12 protein-coding genes are annotated in these 17,996 nt (G+C 57.4%); 8 read left to right on the top strand and 4 right to left on the bottom strand.

Annotated features, from left to right (window positions below):
* Positions 1–182 precede the first annotated feature (182 nt).
* Complete coding sequence (gene ppsA / locus ACNKU7_RS09880; RefSeq protein ID WP_418296804.1) at positions 183–2,552, top strand: phosphoenolpyruvate synthase; 2,370 nt, start codon at positions 183–185, stop codon at positions 2,550–2,552.
* Positions 2,553–2,580: 28 nt separating this feature from the next.
* Here ppsA and ACNKU7_RS09875 read toward each other — a convergent pair whose 3' ends face one another.
* Positions 2,581–2,790 (bottom strand): hypothetical protein, encoded by a 210-nt coding sequence (locus ACNKU7_RS09875; protein ID WP_418296803.1) that lies wholly within the window; start codon positions 2,788–2,790, stop codon positions 2,581–2,583.
* A gap of 172 nt (positions 2,791–2,962) precedes the next feature.
* Between ACNKU7_RS09875 and ACNKU7_RS09870 the strand changes: the two genes are divergently transcribed.
* From ACNKU7_RS09870 to ACNKU7_RS09855, 4 genes are all read left to right on the top strand, one after another.
* Complete coding sequence (locus ACNKU7_RS09870) at positions 2,963–3,607, top strand: L,D-transpeptidase family protein (RefSeq protein WP_418296802.1); 645 nt, start codon at positions 2,963–2,965, stop codon at positions 3,605–3,607.
* A gap of 202 nt (positions 3,608–3,809) precedes the next feature.
* Positions 3,810–4,295, top strand: a complete 486-nt coding sequence (gene rraA / locus ACNKU7_RS09865) for a ribonuclease E activity regulator RraA (RefSeq protein WP_418296801.1) — start codon at positions 3,810–3,812, stop codon at positions 4,293–4,295.
* 159 nt (positions 4,296–4,454) lie between these two features.
* On the top strand, positions 4,455–6,668 hold the full coding sequence (locus tag ACNKU7_RS09860) for an acyl-CoA dehydrogenase (protein WP_418296800.1): 2,214 nt from the start codon (positions 4,455–4,457) through the stop codon (positions 6,666–6,668).
* A 68-nt stretch (positions 6,669–6,736) separates the two neighbouring features.
* Positions 6,737–8,977: an acetyl-CoA hydrolase/transferase C-terminal domain-containing protein gene (locus ACNKU7_RS09855; RefSeq protein ID WP_418296799.1), complete on the top strand. Its 2,241-nt coding sequence runs from the start codon at positions 6,737–6,739 to the stop codon at positions 8,975–8,977.
* A 51-nt stretch (positions 8,978–9,028) separates the two neighbouring features.
* On the opposite strand, the gene pta is transcribed toward ACNKU7_RS09855, so the two are convergent.
* From pta to ACNKU7_RS09840, 3 genes are all read right to left on the bottom strand, one after another.
* Positions 9,029–11,161 (bottom strand): phosphate acetyltransferase, encoded by a 2,133-nt coding sequence (pta, locus tag ACNKU7_RS09850; RefSeq protein WP_418296798.1) that lies wholly within the window; start codon positions 11,159–11,161, stop codon positions 9,029–9,031.
* A 6-nt stretch (positions 11,162–11,167) separates the two neighbouring features.
* Positions 11,168–12,403, bottom strand: coding sequence for an acetate kinase (locus tag ACNKU7_RS09845; RefSeq protein ID WP_418296797.1), 1,236 nt, complete (start codon positions 12,401–12,403; stop codon positions 11,168–11,170).
* A 149-nt stretch (positions 12,404–12,552) separates the two neighbouring features.
* Positions 12,553–14,151, bottom strand: a complete 1,599-nt coding sequence (locus ACNKU7_RS09840; RefSeq protein WP_418296796.1) for an isocitrate lyase — start codon at positions 14,149–14,151, stop codon at positions 12,553–12,555.
* A gap of 173 nt (positions 14,152–14,324) precedes the next feature.
* Here ACNKU7_RS09840 and ACNKU7_RS09835 point away from each other — a divergent pair, with 173 nt between their 5' ends.
* The 3 genes from ACNKU7_RS09835 to ACNKU7_RS09825 all read left to right on the top strand — a co-directional run bounded on the left by ACNKU7_RS09835 (position 14,325) and on the right by ACNKU7_RS09825 (position 17,995).
* Complete coding sequence (locus tag ACNKU7_RS09835) at positions 14,325–15,260, top strand: LysR family transcriptional regulator (RefSeq protein WP_418296795.1); 936 nt, start codon at positions 14,325–14,327, stop codon at positions 15,258–15,260.
* Positions 15,261–15,385: 125 nt separating this feature from the next.
* The gene (locus ACNKU7_RS09830; RefSeq protein ID WP_418296794.1) at positions 15,386–17,563 is read left to right on the top strand and encodes a malate synthase G; all 2,178 of its coding nucleotides are present in this window, start codon (positions 15,386–15,388) and stop codon (positions 17,561–17,563) included.
* 111 nt (positions 17,564–17,674) lie between these two features.
* Positions 17,675–17,995 carry a heavy metal-binding domain-containing protein gene (locus ACNKU7_RS09825; protein WP_418296793.1) on the top strand — a complete coding sequence of 107 codons (321 nt, stop codon included), beginning with the start codon at positions 17,675–17,677 and terminating at the stop codon, positions 17,993–17,995.
* Position 17,996: the final 1 nt, after the last annotated feature.

Here is a 17,996-nt window from a genome sequence, read left to right as displayed (position 1 = left end):
CATTTTTGCGGTGGCAATGGTATATCACCAGCAGTGACAATGTGAATCAAGGTTCAGCTTGTACTGCATATGCCGTTTTTTGTAGAAAAATTACAACATTTTTACCCTAAATTGCGGGGTATTATTTACAAAACCCTTCCTTATAATCTTCCGCCAACACAGCAGTTGCAGAGGGCACTCCATTGACGACTTACACTCTCGAATTCGCCAAGCTTGGCATGGCGGATGTCGACCAGGTCGGCGGCAAAAACGCATCGCTCGGTGAGATGATTTCTTCACTCTCCGGAGCGGGAGTCAGCGTTCCCGGTGGCTTTGCCACCACCGCCGAAGCGTTCCGCGAGTTCCTGTCTGCGGCGCAGCTGGATACGCGTATCGCCGAACGACTCTCCACTCTGGATGTCGAGGATGTGACAGCGCTGGCCGCGGCCGGTGAGGAAATTCGCGGGTGGCTCCTGGGCGCCCCGTTCCCGGCGAAGCTCGAAGAGGAAATCCGCTCGGGCTACGAGGCACTGGGCGGTGGTGAAACCGCGGTTGCGGTGCGCTCTTCCGCCACGGCTGAAGACCTGCCTGACGCGTCATTTGCCGGTCAGCAGGAAACCTTCCTGAATATCCGCGGCATCGACGCCGTATTGCAGGCGGTAAAAGAGGTATTCGCATCCCTGTATAACGACCGCGCCATCGCATACCGGGTGCACACGGGTTACGCGGATGTCGGTGTGGCCCTGTCTGCTGGTATCCAGCACATGGTGCGCAGTGAGACTGGCGCCTCGGGTGTAATGTTCACCCTCGACACAGAAAGTGGTTTCCGCGACGTAATCTTTATTACTGCCGCCTACGGTCTCGGCGAAACCGTTGTGCAGGGCGCGGTAAACCCGGACGAATTTTATCTGTACAAGCCGGCGCTGGACGCTGGGCGCCCAGCCATCCTGCGCCGTAATCGCGGTAGCAAGGCGATCAAGATGGTTTACGACCAGAGCGGCGAATGTGGCCGATCGGTCAAAACCGTGCAGGTAGCCGAAGAGGATCGCTTGCGTTTCGCGCTGACCGACGCAGAGCTGACCGAGCTGGCACGCCAGGCGCAGAAGATCGAAGAGCACTACCAGCGCCCTATGGACATCGAGTGGGCGAAAGACGGCGATACCGGCAAACTGTTTATCGTGCAGGCGCGTCCTGAAACCGTGCGTTCACGCGATAGTGGTACCAGCATCGAGCGCTATAAGCTGCACGAGCGCAGCGACATTCTGTGTGAGGGCCGTGCCATCGGCCAGCGCATTGGTGCCGGTAAGGTACGCGTACTCGAGTCCGTGGAAGACATGGCCAAGATGCAGGATGGCGAAGTCCTGGTGACGGATATGACCGATCCGGACTGGGAGCCAGTACTGAAAAAAGCCAGCGCGATTGTCACTAACCGCGGCGGCCGTACCTGCCACGCAGCGATTATCGCGCGCGAGCTGGGTATCCCTGCGGTTGTTGGCTGTGGCGATGCGACCGAGAAGCTGTCTACCGGAACCCCGGTCACGGTGACCTGTGCAGAAGGGGATACCGGCTTTGTAATGGCTGGTGAGCTGGACTTCGAGCGTTCGTTGACCGAAGTCAGCGACATGCCAGATCTGCAGTTCAAGATCATGCTCAACGTGGGCAACCCGGATCGCGCCTTTGCATTCAGCAACCTGCCAAACCAGGGAGTTGGCCTGGCGCGCCTCGAGTTCATCCTCAACCGTATGATCGGAATTCACCCAAAGGCATTGCTTGAAATGGATCGCCTGCCGCTGGATCTGCAGCAGACCATCCGCAATCGCATCGGCGGTTACGCGTCGCCCGAAGATTTTATTGTGGAAAAGCTCGTTGAGGGTATTTCCACTTTGGCGGCAGCATTTGCGCCGAATCGCACGATCGTGCGCCTGTCGGACTTCAAGTCCAATGAGTACGCGCACCTCATCGGCGGGCAGATGTATGAGCCGAGTGAAGAGAACCCGATGCTTGGTTTCCGCGGTGCAGCGCGCTACCGCTCAAAAGATTTCCGCCATTGCTTTGCGCTGGAGTGTCGCGCCCTCAAGAAGGTGCGCGATGAAATGGGCCTGACCAACGTCGAGATCATGGTGCCGTTCGTCCGCACCCCGGATGAGGCGCGCCAGGTTGTCGAGCTGCTGGAGGAAAATGGCCTCAAGCGTGGTGAGAATGGCCTCAAGATCATCATGATGTGTGAGCTGCCATCCAATGCGCTGCTGGCCGAAGAATTCCTGCAGTACTTTGACGGTTTCTCAATCGGTTCGAATGACCTGACCCAGCTCACCCTGGGGCTTGATCGTGACTCCGGGCTGGTGGCAGAGCTGTTTGACGAGCGCGACCCTGCAGTGAAAATGTTGCTGTCGCGCGCAATTCAGGCGTGCAAGAAGGCTGGCAAGTATGTCGGTATCTGTGGCCAGGGTCCGTCAGACCATAAAGACTTTGCCCAGTGGCTGATGGACGAGGGAATCGACAGTGTTTCCCTCAACCCGGACACCGCAGTGGATACCTGGCTTTACCTGGCCAACCAGTCGAGTGCCTCATAGGCTTCGGATTTTGTTTGTAAAGGCGGCTTTAAAAGCCGCCTTTTTTATATTTCTTTTCTTCGTCGCGCCGAATAAATACCGGAATCAAGCACTTTCCGCGATAGCCGCTGGAACAATGTTTTACCCCGCCGCACCAGTTGCGTGATGGCGTTTTGAATACGGCTGGATTTGTACATTGTGACCCGTTGGCGGCCAGTCTAAGTAGATTTCCGATCACCATAAAATCCGTCTGCTCCATAGATATTCAATCTAAGAGTTTGCATTCATCTCAATAGAATCGAATTAGCTCCATCAAAGGTTCACGCGCCCGTCGCACCCACAGATTCACCGTGGGCATTGGCGAATGACAACAACTCTGGCGCAAGGGCCGCAAGGGGGCGTTTGTCAGGAGTCTTGATTGAGGTGCCATCATGCAAAACAGACTAGAGCTTCGCTGCCGTGAGGTAGCCCTGGATCCGATAGTGACGCCCACCGGATACGGAGGTTGGGCGAGCAGGGTCGGGGCGGAATACTGGTTGTGGAGTGCGAAAGCTCTGCTGCTTTTATTGTGTCTGCTGGTGGCCTTGCCTGTAGCGGCCAATACAGGAGGCAACTGGTTCGATGATGAAGCAGCCGCGAGTTCATCCGGTCCACCCTCCATCCGTATTAATCTGTCCGAGCAAAAAGCGTATTTCTACAAGGGCAGCCGCCTGGTAGGGGTGTCCTTTGTGTCCTCGGGCAAGAAAGGGTTCAGTACCAGTCCGGGCAAGTTTCGTGTGTTGGCGAAGCGCCCGAATCACCGTTCCAGTATCTACGGTAGCTACGTCGACCGAAATACCGGGCGTGTGGTCAAGGCTGACGTTGACACCCGCCGCCATAGCCGTCCCCCCGGTACTTATTATCGCGGGGCCAAAATGAACTACTACATCCGTTTCAATGGCGGTATTGGTCTGCACGCATCAGGTCATGTACCGCGCTATCCAGCGTCACACGGGTGCGTGCGCATGCCCCCGCATATGGCGCGCAAGTTTTTCCAATATGCCCGTGTCGGCATGCCGGTATCCGTGACTTATTGAGTGTGGCGCGTGACCTGCGCAGTAGCTCACGCGTGATTTAAAACGAGTTGGAACAGTTCAGCGTGCCTGTCAGCCGGGTGTTATCCATTGTGGTAATACCCGGTATTTTTATTGTCCGGCTGCATCCTGCATGACCGGGGGATACTATCCCTGGACCAACATGATCATTCGTGTATCTGAGAACGAAGCAGGAGGGCTCGCAATGACAGGTAAAATTTCCACCCCGGATCTTTGTGATGAATTTCCCGATAGTGTTCAGGCGGTTGAGCCAATGTTCCTGAGCTACGGTGGCCGCCAGCAGTTTGGCGGAGAAGTAGTCACCATCAAATGCTTTGAGGACAACTCGCTGGTGCGGGAACTGGTGGCAGAAAGCGGCCGTGGCAAAGTGCTGGTCGTGGACGCCGGGGGCTCCATGCGACGGGCCTGCCTGGGCGACATGCTTGCAGAAAAGGCATGCACTAATGGCTGGGAAGGCATTCTCATGTATGGGTGTATCCGCGATGTTGACGCCATCGCTGCGCTGGATCTCGGCGTGCAGGCCCTTGGCTGCCATCCGATGAAAACCGAAAAGAAGGGCATTGGCGAGCGCGATCTGCCCGTCACTTTTGGCGGCGTTACCTTCAGACCCGGCGATTATGTATACGCTGACAATAATGGCGTGATTGTGTCGCCCCATCCCCTGGTTTGAGAATGCGCCGGTTGAAAGGGGGATTCAGATATTGCTACGTTGGTTATTGCCTATAGTTGCAACCAGCGGATTGGAACGTTAGTACCGGGCTTTCCCGGTATTTTCGACGCCAGTTTCCGCTGTTGCATTACCCACGTTGCAAAAATCAAAGGATAAGCAATGAGCGACCTGCGCCAGAAATGGATTACCGCACCCCTTCTCAATTGGATCAAAAAGGTTTTACCGCCGATCTCTGATACCGAACGCGAAGCCATGGAGGCGGGAGAGGTCTGGTGGGATGCCCAGCTACTGTCAGGAAAGCCTGACTGGCGCCAGTTGTTGGAAATGGGTCCCCCCAAGCTCAGCGAGGCAGAACAGGCGTTTCTCGACGGGCCCGTGGAAGAACTCTGCCGCATGGTAGACGACTGGAAAATCACGCACGAAGACTACGATATTGGTCCCGAGATTTGGGATTATCTGAAAGAAAAGCGATTTTTCGGCATCATTATTCCGGAAGCGTATGGCGGACTTGGCTTTTCGCCCACGGCCCACGCTCAAATTGTTACCAAGATTTCGACACGCAGCACCACCGTGGGCGTCACTGTAATGGTGCCCAACTCCCTTGGCCCCGGGGAGCTGCTCATGGCGCATGGCACCGAAGAGCAGAAGAATCATTTCCTTCCCCGTCTGGCCGATGGCCGGGAGATCCCGTGTTTCGGCCTGACAAGTCCCGAGGCCGGATCTGATGCCGCCTCGATGGTGGATAACGGGGTGGTTTGTTACGAGGAATACAACGGCGAGCGCACCCTGGGCATTCGCGCAAATTGGCACAAGCGCTATATCACCCTCGGGCCCGTTGCGACGATCCTCGGCCTTGCCTTCAAGCTGTACGACCCGGATCACATCCTCGGTGAAGAGGAAGAGCTGGGTATCACCGTGGCCCTGGTGCCCACGGATACGCCCGGGGTAACCATCGGCCAGCGCCATCTGCCTGCCATGCAGGCCTTTCAGAATGGGCCTAACTGGGGCAAGGATGTGTTCATTCCGATGGAGTGGATCATTGGTGGCCAGGAAAATATCGGCCATGGCTGGCACATGTTGATGAGCGCACTGGCGGCAGGGCGCGGGATTTCGCTGCCGTCCCTTTCCACGGGCGGTGCCAAGATGGCGGCCAGAACCACCGGCGCCTATGCCGCGATTCGAGAACAATTTGGGATTCCCATCGGGAAGTTCGAGGGGGTTCAGCGCCGCCTCGCCGAAATTGCGTCCATCGCTTATGTACTCGACTCCGCCCACAAGACCACAACCCGGGCGCTGGATCAGGGGCGCAAGCCGGCGGTGGTGTCGGCGATCATGAAAGCCCATGCGACCAACGGGCTGCGCCAGGCCATAAACGATGCAATGGATATCCATGCGGGCAAGGCGATCATGGATGGGCCACTCAATTACCTCGGCAATGTATACCGCGCGGTACCGGTGGCGATCACCGTCGAGGGGGCAAACATCCTTACTCGCAGCCTGATGATCTTCGGACAGGGCGCAATTCGCTGTCACCCATATTTACTGCAGGAAATGGAGGCGGCAACCAACCCGGATCGGGAGGAGGGCCTGAAGCAACTGGATGCACTGCTGCCCAAGCATATCCTTTTTCAAGTGAAGACATTCTGTCGGGCAGTATTTCACGGCTGGACCGGTGGGCTCTTTGCGAGCAGCCCCAAGGGGGTCGGCAATGCCGCGAAGTATTACCGGCAGATAAACCGTTACTCCGCGGTTCTCACGCTGGTAACCGAAATATCGCTGATGTCACTGGGGGGCGCGCTGAAGCGCAAGGAACTTATCTCGTCGCGGTTGGGGGACGTGCTGAGCGAGCTCTACCTGATGAGCGCGATGCTGAAGCGCTTCTACGATGATGGCAGCCCGGATGATGATCGCCCGCTGCTGGAATTTGCGATGCGTGCCGGCATGCACAATGTTGAAGTGAGCCTGCTGGAAGTCTTTCATAACTTTCCGATGCGCTTCGTCGGACAGCTGATGCAGTTCCTGACCATGCCCTGGGGGCACAGTATCCGGACCGCATCCGATCGCCAGGCGCGCGCCTGTGCCGAATTGATCATGGAACCATCCAAAACCCGGGATCGCCTGACCGACGGCGTCTTTCCTGGCAATGAAGGGGATGGCATCGATCTCGTTGAGCAGGCATTCCTGCTTAGCCATGATACCGCAGCCATTCGCGCAAAAATGAGGAAAGGAGGTTTGCGCGCGCTGGACGATGAGGCCATCGAGTCGGCTCTCGCCAGCAAACTGATCAGTGAAGAAGAAGCGGAAAAAATCCAGCGCACAGCGGATATGGTCAACCGCGCGATACAGGTCGATCACTTCGACAAGCTGAAATAGCGCACAGGAGAGAGGAGGGCGGGTGTTCAGACGCGGTCACGCGGTAAGCAGGGAAAGCTGGGATAGTCATGGCAGAGCAGAAGAAAGTGCCGGTTACTTTCACATCGGCGGAAGACTGCGTCGAGGCAGTTTTGCAGCGAGTGGGCAAGCGCATCGTACTGGGGCTGCCTCTTGCCCTGGGAAAGGCCAACCACTTTGCCAACGCGATGTACGCGCGGGCACAGCAGGATCCGGAGATCTCACTCACCATATTTACGGCGCTAACCCTCGAACGACCGCCTGCGGGGAATGAACTGCAGCGCCGGTTTGTACAACCCTTGCTTGATCGGCTGTATGCCGGCTACCAGGATCTTGCCTATACCCAGGCGCGCAGGAAAAACCTGTTGCCATCCAATGTAGAAGTCTGTGAGTTCTATATGCAACCGGGGAGCTTCCTCAACAACCCGGTTGCTCAGCAGCAATATGTCAGTGCGAATTACACCCATGTGCCGCGGGATCTGCTGGATCGCGGCGTCAATGTGATCGCACAGATGGTTTCGCCACCGGCAGATGGCGGCGGCACTTACAGTCTCAGCAGTAATCCGGATCTCACTCTGCCACTACTGGAATTGACACGGCAACCGGGGCGGGATCCGGTTCTGTTTGTGGGCGAAGTGAATCCGGAACTGCCTTACATCGCAGGTGACGCAGAAATAGAAGCGAGCCTTCTGGATTGCGTGATTGCCGGGGAAAGCGTCCGCCAGACGCTATTCCCGGCTCCCAATCCGCCGGTGCGTTTTACCGATTATGCGCTGGCATTCCATATCGCCGGCCTGGTCCGCGATGGCGGTACGCTACAGATCGGGATCGGTGCGTTGAGCGATGCCATAACCCATGCCTTGATCTTACGCCACCAGTACAACGACGACTTTCGCGGGATTTTGCATTCCCTGGATGTGGACAGGGATAACCGGTTGCGTCGGCAAGGCCCGGAGCTCGACGTGTTCAACCGCGGGCTCTACGGGGCCAGCGAAATGGTTCCAGAAGGTTTTCTCCATTTGCGCAAGGCCGGAGTGATCAAGCGGGCGGTGTACCCGGATACGGCGATACAGCGGCTTATGAACGAGGGGCGAATTACGGGGCTTGTCGACGAGGAATTGCTGCTGGCCCTGCACGAAGCCGGCAGGATTCAATGCCCGCTGACCAAACAGGACACCGACTTCCTCCAGGAGCTGGGTATTGTCGATCCCAGCTATAGCTGGCGCGGACACCGCTTCCTGGATAGCCATGGGGAGATGGAGGAGTGTGACCTGCACAGCAGTGTGGGCCGTAAAAAGCTTCTCGGGGCGTGCCTCGGGCGCAAGCTTCCCGGTGCCATCTGGTTGCACGGCGGTTTTTATCTCGGTTCCAACGCCATGTATAGGGCATTACGCGAAATGCCCGCAGACGAGATGGCCGGCATCAATATGACGGCGATTGATTTCATCAACGAGCTGCACAAAGATCGCGACCTGAAAGTGGCCCAGCGCCAGTATGCGCGTTTCGTGAATTCGGCAATGATGGTTACCCTGACGGGGGCCGTGGTGTCCGACGGTATTGAAAATGCGCAGGTGGTAAGCGGTGTGGGAGGGCAGTATAACTTTGTCGCCCAGGCCCATGAGCTGCCGGATGGGCGCTCTGTCATCGCGGTGCCGAGCACCCGTGTCAGCGGCGGGGAAACGCGCAGTAACCTGGTCTGGGAGTATCCCTACTGCACGATTCCCCGACACCTGCGGGATATTGTCGTCACCGAATATGGCGTCGCGGATCTGCGCGGGAAAACGGATCGCGATGTGATTGCGACACTGTTGGGTATCGCCGACTCCCGCTTCCAGCCGTCACTGCTGGAGCGGGCGAAACAGGCCGGAAAAATTGAGCCGGATTATCAGATCCCGGAGGCGTTTCGCAACAACACACCAGAGCGACTGGTGCGCGTGTTTGAGCAGGGCCACAGGCCCAAGCTGCTTCCGCACTTTCCCCTCGGCACCGATCTGACCGAGGAGGAAGCCCGCCTGGCCATTGCCCTCAAAGCGCTCAAGGCCCACGGACGAAAACCCTGGAAACTCTGGCCGCTGTTACACAAAGGCTATCGCGCGTGGCGCGACAGAACCCCTGAAAACCACTTCATTCACCGCTGTCTCGATCGTATGGCCTTTGAGTTCACCGATACGTTTGAGCACCGCCTGCAGGCCTACCTGGTTGCCGGCGCTTTGGTGTGCTTTGTCGATGAACGCAGGCCACTGGGTGATACCGCCATAGCGGAAGAGGCCCCGGCGCAGCAGCATCACTGATACGGCTGTCGATAGCACAAGGGCAGGGCGTTTGATTGTGTAAGGGAGGGTTTATTGACTGGCCTGGATCGCGGTCAGTGCGATGGTGTAAACGATATCCTCCACCAGCGCCCCGCGTGAAAGATCATTCACAGGTTTGCGCATCCCCTGCAGCATCGGGCCAATACTGATCAGGTCGGCACTGCGCTGCACGGCCTTGTAAGTGGTATTCCCGGTATTCAGGTCCGGAAAAATGAATACCGTCGCGCGTCCCGCGACCGGGCTGTCTGGTGCCTTCTTCTTTGCCACATTTTCCATAATGGCCGCATCGTACTGCAGCGGGCCGTCGATAATCAGATCCGGGCGTTTTTCCTTGGCCAGCTGGGTGGCCTGGCGCACCTTGTCGACGTCTGAACCTGTGCCCGATGTGCCGGTGGAGTAGCTGATCATAGCGACCCTCGGCTCAATGCCGAACGCAGCCGCCGAATCGGCCGACTGGATTGCGATATCCGCCAGCTCTTCCGCATTGGGATCCGGATTGATCGCACAGTCCCCGTAGACCAATACCTGATCCGGCAGCAGCATAAAAAATACAGATGAGACCAGGCTGGCACCCGGTGCGGTCTTGATCAGCTGCAGCGCCGGGCGAATTGTATTTGCTGTGGTATGTACTGCGCCGGACACCAGTCCGTCGACTTCGCCCTGCGCCAGCATCATGGTGCCCAGTACCACGTTGTCCTCGAGCTGCTCTTTCGCCACGATTTCAGTGAGGCCTTTGTTTTTGCGCAGTTTTACCATGGCGCCAACGTATTTGTTGCGCGAAGACTTGGGGTCGATGATTTCAACCTTGTCGGTCAGGCTGAGCCCCTGCTGTTCGGCAACCCGATGGATTTCCTTCGGGTCGCCCAGCAGTACCGGCCGCGCGATGCCGCGCTCGGCACAGATCAGCGCGGCCTTCACTGTCCGCGGCTCGTCACCCTCCGGCAATACGATGCGCCGGTTGGCTTTGCGCGCGAGCTCCGTCAGATGGTAGCGGAACGCAGGCGGCGAAAGGCGCTTCGGGCGATTGGAGTCCCGTCCCAGAGACTCCACCCAATGATTATCCAGGTGGCCGGCAATAAAATCCTGTACGCGCTCGATGCGCTCGAGATCGTCCGTGGGGGTTTCACTGTTGAAGGTCTGGAGCTGCAGGGCGGTTTGCCAGGTATTGGTGTTGACCAGTATCACCGGTAGCCCGGTATCCATCGCCGGAGCACAGAGCTTTCGCACCATGGGCTCGATGTAGTAGCCCCCGGTCAGCAGCAGGCAACCGATTTTAACCCCGTTCATTGCCGCGAGGCAGGCGGCAACAATGACGTCCGGGCGGTCGCCGGACGTGACCAGCATTGCGCCAGGCTCGAAGCGGTAAATCATGTTGCTGAGGGATCTGGAGCAGAAGGTAATACTGTGCAGGCGTCGGGAATCGAGCTCCCCGTAGTTTATGACCTCTGCGCCAAAGTGATCGGCCAGGTCTTTGGCTCGCGGCGCGACCAGATCCGCATTCCAGGGGATGCAGCCAATGATCGGCAGGGGGCTCTTGCCAAACAGTGCGAGAATTTCCAGACTGCCGCGACGGGCTTTGGGCGGCTCGAACACGCCGGTAATGTCAGCTCCCGGGGTGTCTGGCACATGGGATGGGGCGCCAACCTTGTTGACGATACATCCCACTACACGACCGGATTCCGCACCGCCAAATGCCGCCATGGCAAGCTCCAGGCGGTCTTTCAATTGCTGTGTGGAATCGAGATTTGGACATACTACCAGCACAATCTCCGCGTCCAGGGTCTTCGCGATCTGGAAGTTTAATTGTGTCGCGTACTGGTTTTCAGCGTTGGGTACCAACCCCTCGACGATGGCAACATCCGCATCGTTCACGCCCTCGCGAAAGCGGGCAAGAATATTTTCCAGCAAGTCAGACAGGTCGCCGCGGCTGATCATCGACTCGGCAATATGCATCGGGTAGGAATCGGGTACGCGCAGGTTGGAGGCGTTGCGCAGGATCTCGTTCGAACGGTCAAAGTTCTGCTCGTTCTTTACCGATTCGGCCACCGGCTTGTAAAAGCTGACCCCGACACCGTTGCGCTCCAGTGCGCGCAGTGTACCGAGGCTCACGGAGGTGATGCCTACACCGGCGCTTATGGGCACCAACATGATTGTGCGCGACATACTTCGCTACTCCCGGGTCAGCGCATCGTGGCAGGGGCGATCCGGCGGCACCAGTGCTGCCGCATCCCGCGCGATGACCCATTCCTCGTTGGTGGGGATCACCAGAGTCATGGGCGTGTCGTCAGCACTGATGGCACCTTCTTCACCAAAACGCGCCTGCAGGTTTCTTTCCGGTACCAGGCGATAGCCGAGGCCGCCCAGGTACTCCATGACTTTTTGCCGGATCAGGCTGGAGTTTTCGCCAATACCCCCGGTGAACACCAGGGCGTCGACCTCTCCAAGTGGTGCGTAGTAGCTGGCGATATACTTCGCCAGGCGGTAGCAGAATATCTCCAGTGCCAACAGGGCACCGCTATGGCCCTGTTCTGCCGCCTGCTCCAGTTCGCGACAGTCATTGCTCAGTTCGGAAATACCCTGCAGGCCGCTTTGCTTGTTCAGCAGATTGTTGATCTTGTCGATACTGAACCCAAGATGGTTGCCCAGGTGCATCAGCAATCCCGGATCGACATCGCCGCTGCGGGTTCCCATTACGAGCCCTTCAAGCGGTGTCAGCCCCATGCTGGTATCTACGCTCTGGCCATTCTTGACCGCCGTGATGGACGCACCATTTCCCAGGTGTGCGGAAATGAGGTTCACCTCGTTAAGCGGCAGGTTGAGTATCTCCGCGGCGCGCTCGGTAACAAACCGGTGGCTGGTACCGTGCATACCATAGCGCCGCAATCCGTGATCCCGGTACAGGCTGTAGGGCAGGGCATAGATATAGGCGTGCCGCGGCATACTCTGGTGAAATGCCGTATCGAACACGGCGATCTGCGGCAGATCAGGAAAAGCCCTGGAGGCGGCATCGATTCCCAGTAAGTGAGCGGGGTTGTGCAGTGGTGCCAGGGCCGAGCACTCTTGAATTGCGTTGATTACGGCCTGGTCAATCAGAACGGAATGGGAAAATTTCTCACCGCCGTGCACCACCCGATGACCGATAGCGGCGAGGTGTTCCTTGAGCGCAGGTTGCTGGCTCAGGATCTGTCCCACCAGAAACTGGATTACCTCAGTGTGGCCCGCATTGGATTCGAGGGACTCTTGCGCTTTGGTATCACCACATTTCCAGCGGATGCAGGGAGCGCTTTCCCCCAAGGACTCGCCGATCCCACTTAACAGCTCGCGGCCGTCGCGCGGGTCAATAATCGCGAATTTCAACGAGGAACTGCCACAGTTCAGTACTAGGACATGGCTGGAAGTCTGCATATCGCACGCCGGGTGACATTCGGGCATGCCATAAGGGTAGTCTAAAATTGCGCCAGTGCAGGGGAGATGGGCGGGATAAAAAAAGGGCCGCTAGGCGGCCCGTTGAATGAGTGAAGCGATACTCAGGGATTTTGTTCCAGAACCCTCGGTTAACCGAACTGGTTCATGGTGTTGTCTTTACCTGCGGCTTTCAGCGCGGCTTCGCCGGCGAAGTACTCTTTGTGGTCGTCGCCCATATCGGAGCCGGCCATGTTCTGGTGTTTCACACAGGCGATACCCTGGCGGATCTCCTTGCGCTGTACGCCTTCCACGTAGCCCAGCATGCCTTTCTCGCCGAAGTACTCTTTCGCCAGGTTGTCGGTGGACAGCGCTGCGGTGTGGTAGGTCGGCAGTGTGATCAGGTGGTGGAAGATGCCGGCTTCACGGGCTGCGTCAGCCTGGAAGGTGCGGATTTTGTCGTCCGCCGCGGCCGACAGCTCGCTGTCGTCGTACTCGGCGCTCATCAGGTTGTCGCGGTCGTAGGCAGACACGTCCTTGCCTTCTTCTTTCCACGCGTCGAACACTTGCTGGCGGAAGTTCAGGGTCCAGTTGAAGGACGGGCTGTTGTTGTACACCAGCTTGGCGTTCGGTACCTGCTTGCGGATTTCATCCATCATGCCGGCGATCTGGCCGATATGAGGCTTCTCGGTTTCGATCCAGATCAGGTCAGCGCCGTTCTGCAGGGAGGTCACGCTGTCGAGTACGCAGCGCGCTTCACCAGTGCCTTTGCGGAACTGGAACAGGTTGGATGCCAGGCGCTTCGGGCGCAGCAGTTTGCCACCGCGGTTGATGATCACGTCGCCGTTGGCCAGGTCGCCCGGGGCCACTTCTTCGCAATCCAGGAAAGAGTTGTATTGATCGCCCAGGTCGCCCGGGGTAGCGGTCACCGCGATCTGCTTGGTGAGGCCGGCTCCCAGGGAATCGGTGCGCGCCACGATTACACCATTGTCCACGCCCAGTTCCAGGAATGCGTAGCGCACCGCGCGGATCTTGGCCAGGAAGTCCTCGTGGGGAACAGTGACCTTGCCATCCTGGTGGCCGCACTGTTTCTCGTCAGAAACCTGGTTTTCAATCTGGATACAGCAGGCACCGGCTTCGATCATTTTCTTTGCCAGCAGATAGGTCGCTTCCGCGTTACCGAAACCGGCGTCGATATCTGCGATGATCGGCACTACATGCGTCACGTGGCTGTCGATTTTATCGATGACGGCTTTCTCTGCCGCTTTGTCGCCGGCGTTGCGCGCTGCATCCAGCTCGCGGAACAGTCCGCCCAGTTCGCGGGCATCCGCCTGGCGCAGGAAGGTGTACAGCTCTTCAATCAGGCCTGCTACTGCCGTTTTTTCATGCATGGACTGGTCGGGCAGCGGGCCGAACTCGCTGCGCAGGGCAGCAACCATCCAGCCGGACAGGTACAGGTAACGGCGATCCGTCTTGCCTTCAAAATGCTTCTTGATGGAAATCATTTTTTGCTGGCCGATAAATCCGTGCCAGCAACCCAGGGATTGGGTGTACTTGCTGGTGTCGTTGTCGTAGGCCTCCATGTCCTTGCGCATGATATCGGCGGTGTATTTTGCGATATCCAGGCCATTCTGGAACTTGTTCTGCAGGCGCATACGAGCCACGGACTCAGGATTAATGGCATCCCAGGAAGTACCGTTGGCATTACAGAGCTTGGCTGCTTTTTCGATTTCTTGTGCGTAAGTAGACATAGCCGTGTTTCCTCAAAAAGGTGACTGCAAGTAGGTTGTTCGTATCCTAGGAGTGCTGGCATAATTTGGCTAATTTATTGTCATTATTCCCGCTATCCAATCGGTGAATAAGTGGCGCTACCCCCTGGAAACCTTAGAGAACACCTGCCGCTAAAGCAGGGCGAGAGCTGTCGATGAATTTGGAAAGAGCTGATCTCAACCTCCTTGTATACCTCGATGTATTGCTGCGTGAGCGCAATGTCACGCGCGCGGCGAACCAGCTGGGCCTGTCCCAGCCCGCCATGAGCAACGGACTCAAGCGATTGCGCGAACTGTTTTCTGACCCGTTACTGGTGCGCACACGCGAGGGCATGATGCCAACTGAGCGCGCCATCGAACTGCAGCCAATGGTGCGCGAGGCACTGGCGGCCATTGACCAGGTCATTCAGCCAAACCGCGAATTCGAACCTTCCGAGGCCCGTCGCACCTTCCGTATCATGGCCAGTGACTATGCGGAATCCACACTGATTCCGCCGCTCCTGAAACAATTGCGCGTCTCTGCACCCGGTATCAGTCTAGACATCATGACGCCGAGTGACGTGAGCTTTGTGGATGTAGAGCAGGGCAAGGTGGACATGGTGATCAACCGGTTCGACAGCATGCCCCAGAGCTTTCACCAGGCAACAATATGGAGCGACGCATTTTCCTGCGTGCTGCGGGCCGATAACCCGATCCTCGACGACTACAATCTCGACAGCTACCTGCAGGCCCAGCATATCTGGGTGAGCAAGACCGGCATGGGCGTGGGCGTTGGGGTAAACCCGGAAGATGTTCAGCGGCTGGGCTGGGTGGACGAGGCAATTGCGCGACTGGGCAAGAAGCGTGACATTTCGGTATTTACCCGGCACTACCAGGTGGCCATGCTGCTCGCCGAGCAAAGCGACCTGATCGTTACGGTGCCGGCCCGCATGGCACAGCTGGCCCATGCCAACCCGCGCGTAGTGCTGCGTGACCCGCCCCTGAATATCCCACCGCTGGAATTGAAAATGGCCTGGAGCCCACTGTTACAGCAGAGTGCACCGCACCGCTGGATGCGTCGATTGATTCTGGATGTCGGTCGCCAATTGTGATCTGTGATGGTTTTGGTACACCTACATTCAGAATGAAAATACTGAAGATAGCGTCTATAAATTAGCGATATGATTGGCCGCTTGTTTAGAATGCCGCAATAACCACAATTACCGAGAGGTCAGACATGACGGAACGAGTCCGCATCGGCGGTCTGCAGATTGCCGAAGAACTGCACAAACTGATCAATGAGGATGTGATCCCCGGTACCGGTGTGAGTGCCGAAGTGTTCTGGGCCGAGCTGGAAAAAATCGTCAACGACCTGGCGCCGGTGAACCGCGCACTGTTGCAAAAGCGCGACGAACTCCAGGCAAAACTGGATCAGTGGTATACGGATAACCCGGAAGGTTTCCGCAATCTGGAGAAGTACAAGGCATTCCTGTCTGATATCGGCTACCTCGTAGAAGCGCCAGCCGACTTTGCGGTGAGCACCGCGAATGTCGATGCGGAAATTGCCACAATGGCAGGCCCGCAATTGGTTGTTCCGGTGATGAACGCACGCTACGCACTCAACGCTGCCAATGCGCGTTGGGGCAGCCTGTACGATGCGCTCTACGGTACCGATGTAATCAGTGAGTCCGAGGGTGCTGAGAAAGCCGGCAATTACAATCCTGTGCGCGGTGCAAAAGTGATCGCGTATGCGCGGGATTTCCTCGATCAGGCGGCACCACTTAATGGTGTGAGCCACTCCGATGTATCCGCATACCGTATCAATGGCTCCTTGCTGGAAGTTGAGTTGCGCAACGGCAAAGTGGCGACGCTCAACAACAGCCGTCAGTTTGTTGGCTACCGCGGTGCAGTGGATGCCCCGGACGCGATTCTTCTGGTTCACAATGGCTTGCACTTTGAAATCCAGATCGACCGTGAAAGCGCCATCGGAAAAACGGATCCTGCGGGCGTGAAAGATGTCTTGGTAGAGTCCGCTCTCACAACCATCATGGATTGTGAAGACTCCGTTGCGGCGGTCGATGCCGAAGACAAGGCCCTGGTCTATCGCAACTGGCTTGGGTTGATGAAAGGCGACCTTAAGGAAACCATCGTAAAAGGTGGTAAAGAGATTGTGCGCCGCCTGAACCAGGATCGGAAGTACATCGGCGCGGAAGGCGGAGAGGTAACCTTGCCCGGGCGCAGCCTGATGTTTGTGCGCAATGTCGGGCACCTGATGACCAACGATGCGATTCTGGATCGCGACGGCCGTGAAATCCCCGAGGGTATTCTCGATGGCATGGTGACGACACTGATCGCCATGCACGACCTGAACGGCAGCGGCACCATCAGAAATTCCCGTACCGGCAGCGTGTACATCGTAAAGCCGAAGATGCACGGCCCGGAAGAAGTCGCGTTTGCCAATACCCTGTTCAATCGTATTGAGGATGCGCTGGGGCTCGCCCGCAATACCGTGAAAATGGGCATTATGGATGAGGAGCGTCGCACCACCGTAAACCTCAAAGCCTGTATTGCCGCCGCACGCGAGCGTGTGGTTTTCATCAACACCGGTTTTCTTGATCGCACTGGCGATGAGATTCATACCTCGATGCTGGCGGGCCCGATGATCCGCAAAGGTGACATGAAGCAGTCGAAGTGGATTGCCGCTTATGAAAACTGGAACGTAGACACCGGTCTCGCCACCGGCCTCAAGGGTAAGGCGCAGATCGGTAAAGGCATGTGGCCCATCCCGGATCAGATGGCGGCGATGATGGAAGCGAAAATCGGACACCCCATGGCAGGAGCAAACACCGCCTGGGTACCGTCTCCCACTGCAGCCACACTGCACGCGTTGCACTACCACAAAGTGGATGTATCGGCAGTGCAGGCTGAACTGGCGAAGCGGGTTCCGGCAAGCCTGGACGATATCCTGACCGTGCCGGTAGCGGACGCGCCGGACTGGAGTGCAGAAGAAATCCAGCGGGAGCTGGATAACAATGCGCAGGGTATTCTCGGTTATGTTGTGCGCTGGGTTGACCAGGGCGTGGGCTGTTCCAAGGTGCCAGACATCAATGATGTGGGCCTGATGGAAGATCGCGCCACACTGCGTATTTCCTCGCAGCACATCGCCAACTGGCTGAAGCAGGGTGTCTGTACGCGGGCCCAGGTTGAGGAGACCATGCGGCGGATGGCGGCGGTAGTGGATCGTCAGAACGCAGGTGACCCGAATTATCGCGACATGGCGCCAGACTTCGACAGCAGCATCGCCTTTCAGGCGGCTTGTGAACTGGTGTTTGATGGCTGTGCCCAGCCGAATGGTTACACCGAGCCGGTACTGCACCGGCGCCGCCGGGAGTTCAAGGCGCACCTGCACAGCTGATTGCGTGTCGCGCCCCACGTCCTAATACACTGCAAAGCCTCGCCAATGTGCGAGGCTTTGTGTTTCCATACCGGTTAAATTCAACGCACGCGACTTTAAAGGGATTTTCAGATGATCAAAACGACTACGCCAACCATTGAAGGCCGCCAGATTGAAGAGTATCTGGGCATCGTTGTCGGCGAGGCGATTCTCGGCGCGAATATTTTCAAGGATATCTTCGGCGCAATCACCGATATCGTTGGCGGCCGTTCCGGCGCTTACGAGCGTGAAATGGGCCGCGCACGGGAAATTGCATTCAAGGAAGTGGAACATCAGGCGAGATCAATGGGCGCCAATGCCATCGTCGGGATCGATCTCGATTACGAGGTGGTGGGCGAGAAGGGTGCCATGATGATGGTAAGCGTCAGCGGCACTGCGGTAAAAATACGATAAA

This window comes from Microbulbifer weihaiensis, from assembly GCF_048323715.1.
Classification (GTDB): Bacteria; Pseudomonadota; Gammaproteobacteria; order Pseudomonadales; family Cellvibrionaceae; genus Microbulbifer.
Note: the sequence above shows the minus strand (reverse complement) of the source record. Positions and strands in the feature narration are given on the sequence as shown.

What these genes read in the sequence shown, in the direction of transcription:
- ACNKU7_RS09860 (WP_418296800.1), top strand. Translation starts at nt 4,455, where the DNA reads ATGAGCGACCTGCGCCAGAAATGGATTACCGCACCCCTTCTCAATTGG.
- ACNKU7_RS09845 (WP_418296797.1), bottom strand. Translation starts at nt 12,403, where the DNA reads ATGCAGACTTCCAGCCATGTCCTAGTACTGAACTGTGGCAGTTCCTCG.
- pta (WP_418296798.1), bottom strand. Translation starts at nt 11,161, where the DNA reads ATGTCGCGCACAATCATGTTGGTGCCCATAAGCGCCGGTGTAGGCATC.
- ACNKU7_RS09840 (WP_418296796.1), bottom strand. Translation starts at nt 14,151, where the DNA reads ATGTCTACTTACGCACAAGAAATCGAAAAAGCAGCCAAGCTCTGTAAT.
- ACNKU7_RS09825 (WP_418296793.1), top strand. Translation starts at nt 17,675, where the DNA reads ATGATCAAAACGACTACGCCAACCATTGAAGGCCGCCAGATTGAAGAG.
- ACNKU7_RS09870 (WP_418296802.1), top strand. Translation starts at nt 2,963, where the DNA reads ATGCAAAACAGACTAGAGCTTCGCTGCCGTGAGGTAGCCCTGGATCCG.
- ACNKU7_RS09835 (WP_418296795.1), top strand. Translation starts at nt 14,325, where the DNA reads ATGAATTTGGAAAGAGCTGATCTCAACCTCCTTGTATACCTCGATGTA.
- rraA (WP_418296801.1), top strand. Translation starts at nt 3,810, where the DNA reads ATGACAGGTAAAATTTCCACCCCGGATCTTTGTGATGAATTTCCCGAT.
- ACNKU7_RS09830 (WP_418296794.1), top strand. Translation starts at nt 15,386, where the DNA reads ATGACGGAACGAGTCCGCATCGGCGGTCTGCAGATTGCCGAAGAACTG.
- ACNKU7_RS09875 (WP_418296803.1), bottom strand. Translation starts at nt 2,790, where the DNA reads ATGGAGCAGACGGATTTTATGGTGATCGGAAATCTACTTAGACTGGCC.
- ACNKU7_RS09855 (WP_418296799.1), top strand. Translation starts at nt 6,737, where the DNA reads ATGGCAGAGCAGAAGAAAGTGCCGGTTACTTTCACATCGGCGGAAGAC.